19 protein-coding genes are annotated in these 14,219 nt (G+C 73.4%); 9 read left to right on the top strand and 10 right to left on the bottom strand.

What is annotated here, in order from left to right:
• From ACWC9T_RS13600 to ACWC9T_RS13610, 3 genes are all read left to right on the top strand, one after another.
• On the top strand, nt 1–495 hold a 495-nt coding region (locus ACWC9T_RS13600; protein WP_449821208.1), incomplete at its 5' end, for a TetR family transcriptional regulator C-terminal domain-containing protein.
• A 36-nt stretch (nt 496–531) separates the two neighbouring features.
• Nucleotides 532–1,578 (top strand): TIGR03617 family F420-dependent LLM class oxidoreductase, encoded by a 1,047-nt coding sequence (locus ACWC9T_RS13605; RefSeq protein WP_449821209.1) that lies wholly within the window; start codon nt 532–534, stop codon nt 1,576–1,578.
• Nucleotides 1,579–2,156: 578 nt separating this feature from the next.
• Nucleotides 2,157–2,354, top strand: a complete 198-nt coding sequence (locus ACWC9T_RS13610) for a hypothetical protein (protein WP_449821210.1) — start codon at nt 2,157–2,159, stop codon at nt 2,352–2,354.
• A 113-nt stretch (nt 2,355–2,467) separates the two neighbouring features.
• Here ACWC9T_RS13610 and ACWC9T_RS13615 read toward each other — a convergent pair whose 3' ends face one another.
• Both ACWC9T_RS13615 and ACWC9T_RS13620 read right to left on the bottom strand, forming a co-directional pair.
• Nucleotides 2,468–3,343, bottom strand: coding sequence for a class I SAM-dependent methyltransferase (locus ACWC9T_RS13615; RefSeq protein WP_449821211.1), 876 nt, complete (start codon nt 3,341–3,343; stop codon nt 2,468–2,470).
• A gap of 222 nt (nt 3,344–3,565) precedes the next feature.
• Nucleotides 3,566–4,093 (bottom strand): PadR family transcriptional regulator, encoded by a 528-nt coding sequence (locus tag ACWC9T_RS13620; protein WP_449821212.1) that lies wholly within the window; start codon nt 4,091–4,093, stop codon nt 3,566–3,568.
• Nucleotides 4,094–4,277: 184 nt separating this feature from the next.
• On the opposite strand from ACWC9T_RS13620, the gene ACWC9T_RS13625 reads away from it, so the two are divergent.
• Nucleotides 4,278–5,606, top strand: coding sequence for an MATE family efflux transporter (locus ACWC9T_RS13625; protein ID WP_449821213.1), 1,329 nt, complete (start codon nt 4,278–4,280; stop codon nt 5,604–5,606).
• 14 nt (nt 5,607–5,620) lie between these two features.
• Here the strand turns inward: ACWC9T_RS13625 and ACWC9T_RS13630 are convergent, their stop codons facing one another.
• Nucleotides 5,621–6,094, bottom strand: a complete 474-nt coding sequence (locus ACWC9T_RS13630) for a flavodoxin family protein (protein ID WP_449821214.1) — start codon at nt 6,092–6,094, stop codon at nt 5,621–5,623.
• Here ACWC9T_RS13630 and ACWC9T_RS13635 point away from each other — a divergent pair.
• The gene (locus ACWC9T_RS13635) at nt 6,093–6,440 is read left to right on the top strand and encodes a YrhB domain-containing protein (RefSeq protein WP_449821297.1); all 348 of its coding nucleotides are present in this window, start codon (nt 6,093–6,095) and stop codon (nt 6,438–6,440) included. The genes ACWC9T_RS13630 and ACWC9T_RS13635 overlap by 2 nt on opposite strands.
• Before the next feature lie 238 nt (nt 6,441–6,678).
• On the opposite strand, the gene ACWC9T_RS13640 is transcribed toward ACWC9T_RS13635, so the two are convergent.
• Both ACWC9T_RS13640 and ACWC9T_RS13645 read right to left on the bottom strand, forming a co-directional pair.
• Nucleotides 6,679–6,918: a hypothetical protein gene (locus tag ACWC9T_RS13640; protein WP_449821215.1), complete on the bottom strand. Its 240-nt coding sequence runs from the start codon at nt 6,916–6,918 to the stop codon at nt 6,679–6,681.
• 347 nt (nt 6,919–7,265) lie between these two features.
• Nucleotides 7,266–7,856: a TetR/AcrR family transcriptional regulator gene (locus ACWC9T_RS13645; protein WP_449821216.1), complete on the bottom strand. Its 591-nt coding sequence runs from the start codon at nt 7,854–7,856 to the stop codon at nt 7,266–7,268.
• A gap of 73 nt (nt 7,857–7,929) precedes the next feature.
• On the opposite strand from ACWC9T_RS13645, the gene ACWC9T_RS13650 reads away from it, so the two are divergent.
• The gene (locus ACWC9T_RS13650) at nt 7,930–8,124 is read left to right on the top strand and encodes a hypothetical protein (RefSeq protein ID WP_449821217.1); all 195 of its coding nucleotides are present in this window, start codon (nt 7,930–7,932) and stop codon (nt 8,122–8,124) included.
• A 9-nt stretch (nt 8,125–8,133) separates the two neighbouring features.
• Here the strand turns inward: ACWC9T_RS13650 and ACWC9T_RS13655 are convergent, their stop codons facing one another.
• Nucleotides 8,134–8,310, bottom strand: coding sequence for an antitoxin (locus tag ACWC9T_RS13655; protein WP_449821218.1), 177 nt, complete (start codon nt 8,308–8,310; stop codon nt 8,134–8,136).
• A 289-nt stretch (nt 8,311–8,599) separates the two neighbouring features.
• On the opposite strand from ACWC9T_RS13655, the gene ACWC9T_RS13660 reads away from it, so the two are divergent.
• Together ACWC9T_RS13660 and lpdA are read left to right on the top strand one after the other, a co-directional pair.
• Nucleotides 8,600–10,096, top strand: coding sequence for a M28 family peptidase (locus ACWC9T_RS13660; protein ID WP_449821298.1), 1,497 nt, complete (start codon nt 8,600–8,602; stop codon nt 10,094–10,096).
• 268 nt (nt 10,097–10,364) lie between these two features.
• Nucleotides 10,365–11,771 (top strand): dihydrolipoyl dehydrogenase, encoded by a 1,407-nt coding sequence (gene lpdA / locus ACWC9T_RS13665; protein ID WP_449821219.1) that lies wholly within the window; start codon nt 10,365–10,367, stop codon nt 11,769–11,771.
• Nucleotides 11,772–11,829: 58 nt separating this feature from the next.
• On the opposite strand, the gene ACWC9T_RS13670 is transcribed toward lpdA, so the two are convergent.
• A complete protein-coding gene (locus ACWC9T_RS13670) occupies nt 11,830–12,561 on the bottom strand; it encodes a sigma 54 modulation/S30EA ribosomal C-terminal domain-containing protein (RefSeq protein WP_449821220.1) in 732 nt (243 codons plus the stop codon).
• A gap of 174 nt (nt 12,562–12,735) precedes the next feature.
• The gene (locus ACWC9T_RS13675; RefSeq protein WP_449821221.1) at nt 12,736–12,945 is read right to left on the bottom strand and encodes a hypothetical protein; all 210 of its coding nucleotides are present in this window, start codon (nt 12,943–12,945) and stop codon (nt 12,736–12,738) included.
• Nucleotides 12,946–12,968: 23 nt separating this feature from the next.
• Here ACWC9T_RS13675 and ACWC9T_RS13680 point away from each other — a divergent pair, with 23 nt between their 5' ends.
• Nucleotides 12,969–13,112: a hypothetical protein gene (locus ACWC9T_RS13680; protein WP_449821222.1), complete on the top strand. Its 144-nt coding sequence runs from the start codon at nt 12,969–12,971 to the stop codon at nt 13,110–13,112.
• A gap of 69 nt (nt 13,113–13,181) precedes the next feature.
• Here ACWC9T_RS13680 and ACWC9T_RS13685 read toward each other — a convergent pair whose 3' ends face one another.
• Both ACWC9T_RS13685 and ACWC9T_RS13690 read right to left on the bottom strand, forming a co-directional pair.
• A complete protein-coding gene (locus ACWC9T_RS13685; RefSeq protein WP_449821299.1) occupies nt 13,182–13,496 on the bottom strand; it encodes a zinc-binding dehydrogenase in 315 nt (104 codons plus the stop codon).
• On the bottom strand, nt 13,379–14,155 hold the full coding sequence (locus tag ACWC9T_RS13690; RefSeq protein ID WP_449821223.1) for a quinone oxidoreductase family protein: 777 nt from the start codon (nt 14,153–14,155) through the stop codon (nt 13,379–13,381). The genes ACWC9T_RS13685 and ACWC9T_RS13690 overlap by 118 nt, the downstream gene beginning before the upstream one ends.
• Nucleotides 14,156–14,219: the final 64 nt, after the last annotated feature.

Genomic DNA, 14,219 nt, shown 5'->3' on the forward strand with positions numbered 1-14,219 from the left:
ACCCTCGTCCCCCACCCGACCCCCTTCCGTTCTGCCTCCGCTTTGTACCTGGCCGGGGAGCAGAGCGCGCTGCGGGTCGGCCGGGCGCTCGCCGGGCTCGGCGAGCGCCCGCACCCGCGCCGGGTGCTGCGGGCCATGCTGGTCGAGCTGCTGCCGCTGCACGCCGACGCGCGGGCGACCAGCCGGATGAGCGCCGCCTACGTGCTGGAGGCGTTGCACGACGAGGAGGTCCGAGCGCGGGCGCGGGCCGCCCTGCTGCGCGGGCGGGCCATGGTGGAGCAGGTGGTCCGGCAGGCGATCGCCGACGGCCTGATCGCGGCGGACTGCGACCCGGTGGTGGAGACGGACCTGCTGCTCGCGCTCACCGGGTTCACCACGCTGCTGGAGCTGAACGTGGTCGAGCCGGCTGCCGCGCTCACCGCCGTCGACCGGCACCTGGACCGGCTGTTCGCGGTCGGGGTGGCACGGAGCGGCGTTGACGGCGTGGCAGGCTAGCCGGTAGCACCGCAGCCCGCGACCAGGAGCACCACCATGGACCGACCCGCCCCCCTCCGCCTCGACGCCACCGCCTCCGGGCACCCGGCGGGCATCCTCGACGCCGCCGAGCAGGCCGAACGCCGGGGCATGGACCGGCTGGTGGTCGCCGAGACGGCGTACGACCCGTTCCTCCAGCTCGCCCGGGCCGCCGACCGCACCGAGTCGATCGAACTGGCCACCGGCATCGCGGTGGCCTTCGCCCGTACCCCGATGACGCTGGCCTACCAGGCGTGGGGCCTGCACGCGGCCTCCGGCGGACGGGCCGTCATCGGGTTGGGGTCGCAGGTCAAGCCGCACATCGAGAAGCGCTTCGGGATGCCCTGGGACCGTCCGGCCGCCCGGATGCGCGAGTACGTGCAGGCGGTGCGGGCGATCTGGCACAGCTGGCAGACCGGTGAACGGCTGTGCTTCCGGGGCGAGTTCTACACCCACACGGTGATGACGCCGGTGTTCTCGCCGGACCCGATCCCGGCCGGGGTGCCGCGGATCCTGCTCGCGGGCGTCGGGCCGCTGATGACCCGCACCGCCGGGGCGGTGGCCGACGGCTTCCTCAGCCACCCGTTCTCCTCGACCGCCTACCTGTCCGAGCAGGTGCTGCCCGGGCTGACCGAGGAGCGCCAGCGAGCCGAGGCCGAGGGTGCCGGGTGGACGCAGCGGCCGTTCGAGGTCGTCGGCAATGTACTCACCGCCACCGGCCGCACCGAGGAGGAGCTGACCGCGAACCGGGCCGCGGTGCGCGAGCGGCTCGCGTTCTACGCGTCGACCCCCGCGTACCGTCCGGTGCTGGCGCAGCACGGCTGGGAGGCGCTGCAGGAGGAACTGCACACCCACTCGGTGCGCGGGCGCTGGGCGGAGATGGCCGCGCTGATCGACGACGAGGTCTTCGACGCCTTCGCGGTGTCCGGCTCGGTGGAGGAGGTCGCGCGGGAGATCCACCGCCGCTACGCGGGGCTGGTCACCCGGCTGTCCGTCAACCTGCCCGAGGACGCGGATCCGGGGCTCGGGCTGGATGTGCTGGCGGAGGTGCGGGCGCTGGGCTGAGCGGATTCGATCATCGGGCGGGCATCGCAACAGCCGTATCGATCGGGACTCGGCCAAGACCGGGCGAATTCAGGCAAGTGGTTCCCGGCGGTGCGCCCGGCTGCTAGCCCGGCGCGCCGACATGGACGACTCGGGGGGGGGGGGGGGGGAACCGCGGGATGGACGACGTCGAGGCGCTCAAGCACCTGCACCACCCCGGGGACTACCGGAGCCTGGCTCTGGGGCCTGTCTTCAAACTCGCGCCTGCGGGGCGGACGACGGGAGCTCGAAGACAGGCCCCAGCGGACCTCGAACCGGACGTCCTGCGCCAACTGGCCGGGGCGATTACCCGTTCGTCTGGCACGAGATCGCCCGCAACGCCGCCGCGCCCACCGACCTGCTGGTCTCGCTGTCCGTCCGGCGCAACACCACCTGGAACGACAACTGCCTGCTCCAGCTGGTCGCCGCCCATCCCGCCCACCCCGCCCTCACCGGCGAGGCGCTGGACGGGCTGGTCGACCTGGTGGCCGGAGTCCTGCGGGAGGGCGACCGCCCGTACGGGGCGGTGGTGGAGCTGGCCGGGCGGCCGGAGCTGCCGGTTGAGCGGCCTGGTGCTGACCGGCGTCGGCGTGGGCCTGATGGGCCCGGCCATGGGCGCCGCCGTGTTCGCGGCACTGCCCCCGGAACGGGCGGGCGTGGCCGCCGGGGCCATGACCACCTTCCGTCAGCTGGGGCAGACCCTCGGGGTCGCGGCCTTCGGAGTGCTGTTCCAGCAGGGCGGTGCCGCGCCCTTCTAGGGGCTGGACCGGGTGCTGCTCGCGGCTGCCGCGGTCGGCTGCTCGGCTCGGTGCCCGCCTACGTCCTCGTGCCCGAGCCGAATGCGCCCGAGCCGGGGCCTGCCCGCTGGGGCTCAGGCGTTCGGCGTCGGCCGGACGGTGCGGCGCTCGCGCAGCGTCCGCAGCACCCGGCGGGTCGCCCGGGTGGCGACCGGGGGCAGCAGGTCCAGCGCCAGCCGGCGCGGGGTGGAGCGCTGGACGGACGCGGGCGTCTTGACCCGGTAGTTGAGCCGCAGCACGCGCTGTCCGGCGATGGTGTCCTCGTCAACGGTGTAGCCCTCGGCCTGCCAGTCGCGCTCCAGCAGGACCTGCCGGGCGGCCGCGGCGTCGCCCCAGGTGCCGTAGAACTTCATCGGGGTGAGCAGCACCGGGCGCAGGCCGCCGGTGAAGACCGCTTCCCAGACCGCCGCCGAGACGCCCGGGGTGTGCTCGGAACGGTAGTCGTCCAGCGCGACCAGGCAGTCCTCGGCGAGTGCGGCCTTGGCCACCGCGATGTCCCCGGCGACGTGCTCGTACAGGTGGGAGGCGTCCACGTGGACGAACCGGCAGCTGCCGGCCGGGATCCGGCCGTCGGCCAGCACCGAGGTGGGCGCCTGGACGATCTCGGGCAACTCGGCGTGGAAGGCCAGGTAGTTGGACTCGAAGGCGCTGCGGGTGAGCGTTTTCCGGTAGGACATCGCCATCTCGGCGGCGTTGTCGGCATCGCCCGCCTCGGAGTCGAACAGGTCGCAGACGGTCAGCCGCTCGCCGGTCCGCAGGTGGTCGCCGAGCAGTACGGCGCTGCGGCCGAGGTAGCTGCCGAGCTCCAGGATGTCGCCCTTGACCCCGGCCTCGCTCTGGCGGGAGAGCAGGTGCGCGAAGGCGGCCCGGTCCAGACCGAAGAACCAACCGGGGATGTCGTCCAGCCTCAGCGGGACGGGAGGGACGGCTGCGGTCACTTGACTGGGCACGGCTGCCTCCAGGAGACGCGCGGAGCGCGGTGGTGGATCACGCCGCGGAGGGGCGCCGAGGTCGTGAGACAGGTCATCATAGCGACGCGGGGGTCGGGTGGGGCCAGCTATGGAGAGGCCTAATTCCGCTCCGTCGTCCTGCTGTTCGGCCGGGTGCGCCGACAGGCCGTGGGGCCCGGCAAAGATCTGTGGGGGAGGCCCTGACCTCACCGGACGGAACACCTAACGCTCCAGCTCGGCAATGGTTCCGGTCAGCCAGGCCCGCTCGGCGGCGCCGGAGGCCCGGGCGACCAGCAGCATGCCACGCCGGAACGGGTTCGACTCGCGCTCGGCGGTGACCGGGCCGCCGTCCCGGTCGTAGAAGAAGCTGCTCGGCGCCTCCAGGAAGGCCAGGCGGCGGCGCAGGACGGCGGCCTGGCGGGGCGGGTCGGCCAGATGGTGCAGGAAGGCGGCGAGCGTGAAGAAGCGCACCTGGTCGGTGATCTCGGCCTGCTCCGGGTCGGCCAGTCGGCGCAGCAGCTCGACCCGGCCCTCCTCGGTCAGTTCCAGGGTCTGACGCGGCGCCGCCCCGCTGCCCGGCTCGGTGCGGCGGTTGAGCAACCCGGCCTTCTCCAGCCGGGTGATGGCGGGGTAGAGCGCGCCGTCGCTGACCGGCCGGACGTGGCCGGTCAGGCCGGTGATCCGGGACTTGAGCTCGTAGCCGTGCAGCGGCTGGTCGTACAGGAAGCCGAGTATCGCGAGGGTCAGCACGGTTGAGGCCCTTTCGTCGGAGTGCGCCCCGTGGATCGGTCATGATACCTCTTGCAGAGATAGATCGTTTCGATGTATCTCTGTTTCGGTATAGCTCGAATCGATGCAGTAAATGTCACTGATGTCGTCGATGTCGTCGGGGGCGTCGCCCCGCGTCGGCGTGGGCGACGGAACAGGGGGAAGCATGCGTGGGCAACCGTCCCAACCGTCCCAACTAGCCGCACTGGCCGGACCGGTCTACGTCGAACTGCTGTCCGGGGTGATCGCCTCGGTGATCGGCACCCTCTGGGTGGCCTGCCTGGGCGGCACCGCCGTCGCCGCCGTCACCCTGGCCGGCACTGTCGAGAACCTGCTGCTCGGACTCGTCCTGGTGGTCGCCTCCGGCACCAGCGTCCGGCTCTCCCACGCCCTCGGCGCCGGCGACCATGACGAGGCCGCCCGCACCACCCGTGCCGCCTGGCGCCTCTGCGCCGTCGGCGGCGTCGCCCTCGGCGTGCCAGGCTTCCTGCTGCGCGACCGGCTCGCCGCCGCCTTCCTGGACGGTGAGGCCGCCGCCCGGGCCGGCGAGTACCTCACCGTCGCCTTCCCGGCCTTCGCCCTCTTCTTCGCCCAGCGCGTCGCCGACGAACTCTTCAAGGGCGCCGGCGACACCCGCACCCCGATGCGGATCGCCCTGCTCTCCAACGCCCTGCTGCTGGTGCTCGACCCGCTGCTCATCCTCGGCCCCGGCCCGCTGCCCGCCCTCGGCGTCACCGGTGCGGCTCTGGCACTGGCGGCCTCCCGGGCGGTGGCCTTCGCCGTCACACTGCGCCTGCGTCCGCGCACGGGCGGGGCGGCTTGGGGCGTCGGCTCGGCGGCGCTCCGGATCGTCCGTGCCGGTGCGCCCTTCGGCCTGGACTTCTCCGCCCGGATGGCGGTCGGTACGGCCCAGCTCGGCCTGGTGGCGGGCTTCGGCGTGGCGGCGGTGGCCGGGTACGGGATCGGCTACCGGCTGCTGCTGGTCGTCACCATGGCCTTCTACGCCGTGCGCCAGGCCGCCGCGCTCCGCGCCGCGCACCTCGCGGGCGCCGGTGCCCGCGCCGCCCTGGGCGCGCTCCGGCGTGCCACCGTCCGTTTCGCCGCGCTGCTCGGCGCGGGGGCGGCGGTGCTGTCCGCCTCCTTGGCCGGTCCGCTGACCTCGCTCTTCACCGACGACCAGGCGGTGGCCGCCCAGTCCGTCGGCTTCCTGCGCATGGCGGCGCTCTACCTGCTGCCGTACGCCCTGGTGGTCGCCCTCGGCGGCGTCCACCAGGCGACCGGCGCCGGGCGGCCGCTGGTGGCCTCGGTGCTGCTCGGCCTCGGCGCCCAACTCGCCTCGTCAGCCGGGCTGTCGGGACCGCTGGGGGTGAACGGCGTGTGGCTGGGCCAGGCGGTCGGGGCGGTGACGCAGCTCGCCCTGATGCTGGTTTTTACCCGCCGCCGGTCCGCGCCGACGACGGTGTGTCAGACGCGGGCCCTCCAACCCGTCGAGTGACCGGCCCGGCCAGGTCAGGACGCCGTGCCGGGCCGGGGCCGCAGTCCTTCGGCGAACACCCGGGCCGCCGCCAGATCGCCGGCGTCCGGCCGGTGCCGGTTGATGCCGCCGACGAGCCTGAACGGGAGCCAGGTGTCGTACCCTCGCGCCGTGAAGGTGTCGACCACCTCGAAGCCCTTCGGTTCGAGGAGTCGCACCAGGGGGCGGGTGGAGGGCCGGAACCGGGGGGCGGGCAGTCCGCTGGTGGCGAAGACGAACGCCCGGCGGGGTGTCGCCGGCGGGATCGAGCGGACGAAGCTGCGCAGCCTCGGGTGGACCGTCCCGGTGAAGATCCCGGAGCCGAAGCCCACCAGGTCGTAGGCGGCGAGTTCGGCCGGATCCAGCTGTTCGGGTTCGACCACCGGGGCGGCCAGGGCCCGGCCCATGGCCTCGGCGATCCTCCTGGTGTTGCCGTGGGAAACCGAGACGCACACGATGACAGCCTTCATGGCGGTGCTCCCTTCGCTCCGTGCTCGCGGTGGTGCGGAACGGCCGCACCTGTCAGGTGGACAGGGCAGCGCGGGGGAACGTGACATCGGCGGGCCGGCGATCTCCAGGGGCAGTGCCGTCGAGCGTGTCGAGTCCCTGCTGGCCGGAGAACGGCTGGCGTGGGCGAGGCCGGTTCCGGAGTCGGCCGTCCAGCGCGTGGAGGAGCGTAAGGTCGGCCGGCTCGTCTTCTGGGATGCGGCGAGGTGTGCCCGTACCCGCTATCGGCGCGACAACCTTGTTGGCAGCGGCCCCTACCTGGTTGATCGGCACGACGGGAGCATCCACCACGTCCCTGTCACCACGTGATGGAAGAGGACTGGGAGAAGCTCTGCCTCCGGCAGATCAAGGGCACCAGGACGCCTGACCTGCTGGCCTCCTCTGTTCGCGGGCTCCCGGACTCCGCGGGGTTGTAGCCGCGATGAGCCACCTGCGAGAGCAGGCTCCGCGTTCGTCCCGCGAGCGCCGCGGCGCCGTCCTCACGACGGCAGGTCGGTGCCCGCCGCAACGAGCTCGACGAGTCTCGTGCACAGCCGCCGGTGCGAGCTCAGCGGCAGCGCCGCACCCAGTAGGCGTAGGTGACGGCCAGCAGCAGCGGACCCCACAGGACCATCAGGGCCTGGCAGCACACTGCCAGTACCCGCCACGAGTCGTTGGGGTAGTGCAGGCCGGGGATGATGCCGAGGATCCCGAGCGACCACTCGACCAGTACGCCGGTCAGCACCAGCCCGCCGAGGGCCGCCGGCACGATCGCCGCGGCCGGCGCTACCCGCCGGCCGCCGATCACCGGGACCCAGCCGGGAGGCCGCGGGCACGGCGCCGAGGGCGTGGACGCCGGTGCGGCTGGCGCGGTAGACCGCTGTTCCGGCGGCCAGGGAGATCCGGGTGAACTCGGTGTCGGAGCGGAGGTTCTCCGGCTCGTCCTGCCAGCGGAGCGGGCCCGTCGCGAGGTCGTCGCTCCGCCGGGGCTCGTGCTGCGTTGCGTCGGAGTTCACATCCGACATGACCCCGCACACCGACCAGGTGGTTGCACCGGCGCCGGAAGCGGGGTTGCGACGCAACGGGCCCGATCGCCGTAGCCGGGCCGGAGGGTCGCCGGGCTCGCCGACCTTCTGCGGGCGGGCGTGGACTGCGTCACCGGGTGGCCGGGCCGAGGTGGGCGTCCAGGGCGGCGCGCAGCAGCGGGTCGATGTCGTCACCGCCGGCGACCAGCCGCAGGCTGCCCCAGGCGCGCAGCTGGGCGAGGCCGTGCAGGTTGGCCCAGAGAGCGGCGGTGGTGGCGGTCGGATCGTCGCACTGGGGGTGGACCTCGGCGACCAGGCCGGCGAAGGTCAGGAACAGCGGCAGGGTGGTGCGGCGCAGCTCGGCGGCGCTGCCCTCCAGGAGGTCGTGACGGAACATCAGCTCGAACATGCCGGGATTGGCCGCCGCGAAAGCGAGGTAGGTGCGGGCCAGGGCGGCGAGGCGGGTGCGCGCGCCGGCGCCGGTGCTGGCGGTGAGGGCGTCGGCGCCTGCCAGGGCGTCGGTGAGCTTGCCGAAGCCGTGCCGGGCGATGGCGGCGAGCAACTCGCGGTGGGTGGGGAAGTAGCGGCGCGGCGCTCCGTGCGAGACCCCGGCGTGGCGGGCGATCTCGCGCAGGCCGAGCGCGTTGACGCCGTCCCGGGCCACCAGTTCGACGCCCGCGGCCACCAGTCGGGCGCGCAGGTCCCTGTCCTGATCAGTCATGGACACTGTCTACCAGTCGGCTGTAGACAGTGTCTACTCGCGCTCCCGGCGCTGCTCCGGGCAGAATCGGGGCATGGACGAAGGCGGCGAGTCGGCCTGTTGGCTGGACCGGGTGTGCCCGGAGTGCGGGCGGCTGCGCGAGCGGCCCGGCCCGGGGCCGTGCGAGAACTGCGGCGCGGGCGGGGAGGCCGACGGGGAACCGGAACAGCGGCCGGACCGGGGTGGCGGTTCGATGACGCCGACGCCCGGCCCGGCCGACCGGCACTGACGCCGCGCGCTACTGCGGCGGTTGGTCGCGGAACTGGTCCTTGACGTGCTCCTGGGTTGCGTCGACCTGGTCGCTGTACTTGCCCCGGGTGTGCTCGTCGACGGTGTCGCCCGCCTTGTCGACGCCCTTCTCGGCCTGCTCCTCGTGCCCCTTCAGCAGGCTCTTGAGCTTATCCAACATGGACATGCGGTCACCCTCCTGGATGAGAGGCCCCCACCTCCAGGATCACCGCGGATGCCGTCCTCCGCATGTCGCGGCCGCGCGGCGGGCTTGGCAAGGCGGTTCCGGTCCTGTCAAATCGTGAGTTCACGGACCGTCGGAAGGAGTCGCCTTGCAACTGCGCAGCCATCGTCAGACCTCCCCGTTCGACCGTTCCGCCCCGTTCGACCACGCCACCCCGATACCGCGCCCGCGCACCGTCCGTCACCGGAGCCGCGCGGGCGCCGTGCTGACCGTCGCCGCCCTCGTCACCCCGATGCTGCTGGTCGGCACCGGCAGCGCGAACGCCGACGCGGACCCGGCGCGCCGGGGCGCGAAGCTCGCCGAGCGCCTGGTCGAGGCCAGCAGCGCCGAGGACGCGCACGAGACGCTGGCCGCGCTGCAACGCTTCGCTGACCGCAACGGGGGTACCAGAGCCGCCGGTTCGAAGGGGCACGACGAGTCCGCGCGGTACATCTACGAGCAGGCGTGGCGGGCCGGGCTCAAGGTGTCCAGGCAGGAGTTCGAGTACACGTTCTTCGAGGCACGTTCGGAGCGCCTGGACGTGGTGTCCCCGCAGGCGGAGTCGGTGCCGGTGATCGCCATGACGTACTCGGTGAGCGGCCCGGAGGCGGGTCTGACCGCCGACCTGGCCGTGGCACCGGTCAGCGCCACCACCGGCTGCGCACCCGCCGACTACCCGGCCGGCGCCGTCACCGGCCGGATCGCGCTGATCCGGCGCGGCGGGTGCGGCTTCGCCGAGAAGCAGGCCGCCGCCGCGGCGGCCGGTGGCGTCGGCGCGATCATCTACAACAACGCCGACGGCGACCTCAACGGGACCCTGGGTGAGCCGAGCGCCGGGAAGGTCCCGACTGGCGGGATCACCAAGGCCGCCGGGGAGGCGCTTGCCGCGAAGGCCGCCGCCGGGCCGGTGCGCATCAAGCTCGACCTCCGCACCGTCATGGAGCCGCGCAAGACCTGGAACGTCATCGCCGAGACCCGCGGCGGCGACCCGGGGAACACCGTGATGATCGGCGCTCACCTGGACTCCGTCCCGGCCGGGCCCGGCATCAACGACAACGGCTCCGGCTCGGCCGGCATCCTGGAGGTCGCCAAGCACCTCGGCGTCCGTCCGGTGAAGAACAAGGTCAGGTTCGCCTGGTGGTCCGCCGAGGAGTTCGGCCTCCGGGGCTCCGAGGCGTACGTGAGGTCACTCGCCGAGGCGGATCGGAAGAGGATCCGGCTCTACCTCAACTTCGACATGATCGCTTCCCCCAACTACGCGCAGTTCGTCTACAACGGCTCCGGCAGTGCCGGCGGCGGCGCCGGCCCCGAGGGCTCGGCGCAGATCGAGCGGGACCTGACCGAGTACCTGGACGGCCGCGAGCTGCCACACGACCCCTCCGCCTTCAACGGCCGCTCCGACTACGGACCGTTCATCGACGCGGGCATCCCGGCCGGCGGCACCGACACCGGCGCCGAGGTGATCAAGTCCCCGGAGCAGCAGGCCCGTTACGGTGGCACGGCGGGCACCGCCTTCGACGTCTGCTACCACAAGGCCTGCGACGACCTGGACAACATCGACATGGACGCCTTCGACGTCAACATCGGCGTGATCGCCCACGCCGTCGGCACCTACGCCTGGGACCTCTCCTCGCTGCAGCGGCCCGTACCGGCCCGGCGCCCGGGCGCTCAGACCGCGGCCGGCGCGGGTATGAGTGGTACGGAAAGTGGTTCCGGCGGAGGGGCCGGCGCCCACGAGGTGACCGCCTGACGCCAGGGTGGGCCCGCTGCCGTCCTCGGGCGGCGGGCCCACCCGCCTGCCGTGCGCATACCGTCCATCCGGAGCCTCCCCTCCGACATCGCCCCTGGTGGGGCCGAGTGCGAGCCACCGTAGCGGACACCACTGACAATCCGGGCCCGCGCCCTGTACGGTGCCGCGCGGAGCGCATCCGCCGAGACCCGGTGGGTGCGCCGAGCCCGGTCCTGACACCATGGGACCGAGATCACGACACCGTGACACCCTCGGAGGAGTCAGCAACATGAGCACGCACTACGACGTCGTCGTCCTCGGCGCGGGCCCCGGCGGCTACACCGCCGCCGTCCGCTCGGCCCAGCTGGGCCTGAAGGTCGCGGTCATCGAGGCCAAGTACTGGGGCGGCGTCTGCCTCAACGTCGGTTGCATCCCCTCCAAGGCCCTGCTGCGCAACGCCGAGTTGGCCCACATCTTCACCAAGGAGGCCAAGACCTTCGGCATCAAGGTCGAGGGCCAGGTGACCTTCGACTTCGGCGAGGCCTTCCGCCGCAGCCGCTCGGTGGCCGACGGCCGGGTCAAGGGCGTCCACTACCTGATGAAGAAGAACGGCATCACCGAGTACGACGGCTGGGGCACCTTCGTCGACGACCACACCCTGCAGGTCGCGCTCAGCGGCGGCGGCTTCGACGTCGTCACCTTCGACCACTGCATCATCGCGGCCGGCGCCACCACCCGCCTGCTGCCCGGCACCAGCCTGAGCGACCGCGTGGTCACCTACGAGGAGCAGATCCTCACCGAGCAACTGCCGGAGAGCATCGTCATCGCGGGCGCCGGCGCGATCGGCGTCGAGTTCGCCTACGTGCTGCACAACTACGGCGTGAAGGTCACCATCGTCGAGTTCCTGGACCGCGTGGTCCCGCTGGAGGACGTCGAGGTCTCCACCGAACTCGCCAAGCAGTACCGCAAGCTGGGCATCGAGGTGCTCACCTCCACCCGGGTCGAGTCGATCGACGACAGTGACCCGAACGCCAAGGTCCGCGTCACCGTCACCAAGGACGGTCAGCAGCAGGTGCTGGAGGCCGACAAGGTGCTCCAGGCGATCGGCTTCGCGCCGCGGGTCAACGGCTACGGCCTGGAGAACACCGGGGTCAAGCTGACCGACCGCAACGCCATCGCGGTGGACGGCCGCGGCCGAACCAGCGTCGACCACATCTTCGCGATCGGCGACGTCACCGCCAAGCTGATGCTGGCACACGCCGCCGAGACCATGGCCGTGATCGCCGCCGAGACCATCGGCGGGGCGGAGACCATGGAGGTCGACTTCGCCATGATCCCGCGCGCCACCTACTGCCAGCCGCAGATCGCCTCCTTCGGCTACACCGAGGCGCAGGCCCGCGAGCTGGGCTACGACGTCAAGGTCGCCAAGTTCCCGTTCACCGCGAACGGCAAGGCGCACGGCCTCGGCCACCCGATCGGCTTCGTCAAGGTCATCAGCGACAACAAGCACGGCGAGCTGCTCGGCGCCCACCTGATCGGCCCCGAGGTCACCGAGCTGCTGCCCGAGCTGACCCTGGCCCAGCAGTGGGACCTCACCGTCCACGAGGTCGCCCGCAACGTGCACGCCCACCCGACCCTGGGCGAGGCGGTCAAGGAGGCCATCCACGGCCTGGCTGGTCACATGATCAACATGTGACGGCAACAGATCCGACGCCGTGCCCCACCGGGATCCCGCCCGGTGGGGCACGCGTGGCTCAGACCCGGCCCGCGATCAGACCCAGCTGGCCGTCGAAGCGCCGGTAGAGCACCCGGCCCCGGCCGCCGACGGGGTGGGCGAAGAACAGGAACGGCAGCTCGGCGGCCTCCAGCCGGTCGACCGCCTGCTGCTCGGTCAGCAGCGGCGCGCCGTGCGGGCTGAGGGTGATCGGCGCGGTGCGGCGGCCGAACGGACCGGCCGGGAGCGTCCGGGCCAGCCGGTAGCCGGTCGGCCCGACCCGGTAGACCACGGCGTCGGTCTCGGTCGCCGGGTCGGTGAACAGGTGGATGTCGTAGTCCATCGCGTCCATCGTCCGGGCCGCCGCCTCGGGCGAGCACCACACCAGCGAGGGCTGCTTGCGCCGGACGATCCGGCGACCGCCCGTGGGCGGCACCGGGGGAGTGGGGGGCGTCTGCGCCGACCACGGGCGCGGTGCCCAGGCACTGGTGACGGCCCGGATCCTGCCGCGCAGGGAGTCGGCCACCCGGTCGAGCGAGTCGCCCAGCCCGGCCGCCGCCTGCTGCACCCGGATCCGCCGCCCGTCCACCTCGGCGTTCACCTGCGCCAGCACCCCACCGGCCCCACCGGCCAGCCTGACCCGGAGCGACTCCACCAGCGTCCCGGCCCCGGAGGCGAGCGCCGCGGCCGCCGCGACCCGCGCCCGGGCCTCGGCCAGCGCCTCACCCGCCAGCCCGCCCTCGAACGCTCCCACCGTGACCAACTCGCCCATCGCCCAGGCCCTTTCGCTGCCGTCCGCCGCGTCCCTTCGGCGCGACCGGCGACCAGGATCGCGGCCGGTCCGGGCCCCCGGCCAGGGCCCAACGACCCCACCACCAGGGCCGGCCGGTCCGAGCCCCCGGCAAAGATCCGCAGGACACGCCCCGGGGCCGGGCGGACCACCTGCTCACCGGTGGGCCGCCTCCCGCAGCGCCCGGTGGGTGAGCACCGCCCCCGCCGCGGACAGCACGGCGAGGACGACCCCCCAGGACGTGCAGGGCCCCGGTGAACCCGGCCGCGAGCGCCTCACGTCGGCCCGGGTGAACGCCAGCCCCATCCCGGCCCCGAAGGGCAGCAGCGGAACCGTCAGCGCTGCCCAGGAGGCGTCGCCGTGCACGGTGAGCAGCAGCAGGGCGCCCGGTGCGATCAGCGCCGAGGCGGCGGTTCCGCGCCCCGGGCGCCGCGCACCAGCTGCTGGTGGTCTACACGGCCGCGCCCGGGAGCCGTGCCGAGGAGGCGCTGAGCCTGCTCGGCACGCTCGCCGCCGAACCCGCCGGCCGGTGAGGAGAGCTGTTGCCGCGGGCCCGTACGGGCGTTCGGCGCGGGGTCAGGGCAGCCCCGGCGCCGTTCGGGTCAGGGCAGCAGGAGGATACGGCCGAGCTGCGAGCGCTCCTCCAGCAGCCGGTGGGCGGTGACCGCCTCGGCGAGCGGGAGGCGGGTGTGCACCGCGGTGCGCACCCGGCCGGACGCGAAGTGCTCGGCGGACTCCTCGATGTCCCGGCGGGCGAGTTCCGGTCGGGCCGCGCGCCAGGCGAGCAGCGAGAAGCCGGTCACCGCGTGGAGGCCGAACAGCCGCAGCACCGGCACGCTGCCCGGCTCGCCGTCGGCTGCGCCGTACACCACCACCCGGCCGAGCGGGGCCAGCACCTCGAAGCTGCGTTGCAGGATCTGACCGCCGACCGAGTCCAGGACGACGTCCACGCCCTGCACGCGGCCGCGCGCACCTGCTCGGGCCAGTCGGGGGCGGCGTAGTCGACGGCGACGTCCGCGCCGAGTTTCCGGACGAAGTCGAGTTTGGCCGCCGAGCCGGCGGTGGCGATCACGGTGCCCGCGCCGAGCACCTTGGCGAGCTGGACGGCCAGGTGGCCGATCCCGCCGGCGGCGGCGTGGACCAGCACGGTCTCGCCGGGGGCGACGCGGCCGGTGCGCAGTGCGCCGAGCGCCACCGGGGCGCCCATCGGCAGCATGCTGGCCGCACCGAGGTCGAGCCCGTCGGGGATCGGGGCCAGCCAGGCGGCGTCGGCGAGGACGAACTCGGCGAAGGCGTCCTCGGCCAGCGCCGCGACCCGCCGTCCGAGCAGCTCCTCGCCCGTGCCGGGGCCGACCGCCTCGACGGTGCCGACGACATCGCCGGTCAGGATGCCCGGCAGCGGCCGGTGGAAGACCGATCCGGCGGGCGCCCCGCGCCGGAACCTGGTGTCCACGAAGTTCGCCCCGATCGCCTCCGTGCGCAGCAGGACCTGGCCGTGCCCCGGGGTCGGGGTGTCGGCCTCCTCCTCCGTCAGGACCTCGGGGCCGCCGTACCGGTGGTACCGGACTCGTCGCATGGTGCCTCCCTGGTCGGGGCCGGCCCGGGATTAACTGGACCGGCGGTCAGCTTCCACCGGGGAC

The sequence above is a fragment of the Kitasatospora sp. NPDC001159 genome (assembly GCF_053598235.1).

Coding starts and splice junctions, on each gene's coding strand:
- ACWC9T_RS13605 (WP_449821209.1), top strand. CDS start 532: ATGGACCGACCCGCCCCCCTCCGCCTCGACGCCACCGCCTCCGGGCAC.
- ACWC9T_RS13625 (WP_449821213.1), top strand. CDS start 4,278: ATGCGTGGGCAACCGTCCCAACCGTCCCAACTAGCCGCACTGGCCGGA.
- ACWC9T_RS13635 (WP_449821297.1), top strand. CDS start 6,093: ATGGCGGTGCTCCCTTCGCTCCGTGCTCGCGGTGGTGCGGAACGGCCG.
- ACWC9T_RS13630 (WP_449821214.1), bottom strand. CDS start 6,094: ATGAAGGCTGTCATCGTGTGCGTCTCGGTTTCCCACGGCAACACCAGG.
- ACWC9T_RS13645 (WP_449821216.1), bottom strand. CDS start 7,856: ATGACTGATCAGGACAGGGACCTGCGCGCCCGACTGGTGGCCGCGGGC.
- ACWC9T_RS13650 (WP_449821217.1), top strand. CDS start 7,930: ATGGACGAAGGCGGCGAGTCGGCCTGTTGGCTGGACCGGGTGTGCCCG.
- ACWC9T_RS13655 (WP_449821218.1), bottom strand. CDS start 8,310: ATGTCCATGTTGGATAAGCTCAAGAGCCTGCTGAAGGGGCACGAGGAG.
- ACWC9T_RS13660 (WP_449821298.1), top strand. CDS start 8,600: ATGCTGCTGGTCGGCACCGGCAGCGCGAACGCCGACGCGGACCCGGCG.
- lpdA (WP_449821219.1), top strand. CDS start 10,365: ATGAGCACGCACTACGACGTCGTCGTCCTCGGCGCGGGCCCCGGCGGC.
- ACWC9T_RS13670 (WP_449821220.1), bottom strand. CDS start 12,561: ATGGGCGAGTTGGTCACGGTGGGAGCGTTCGAGGGCGGGCTGGCGGGT.
- ACWC9T_RS13690 (WP_449821223.1), bottom strand. CDS start 14,155: ATGCGACGAGTCCGGTACCACCGGTACGGCGGCCCCGAGGTCCTGACG.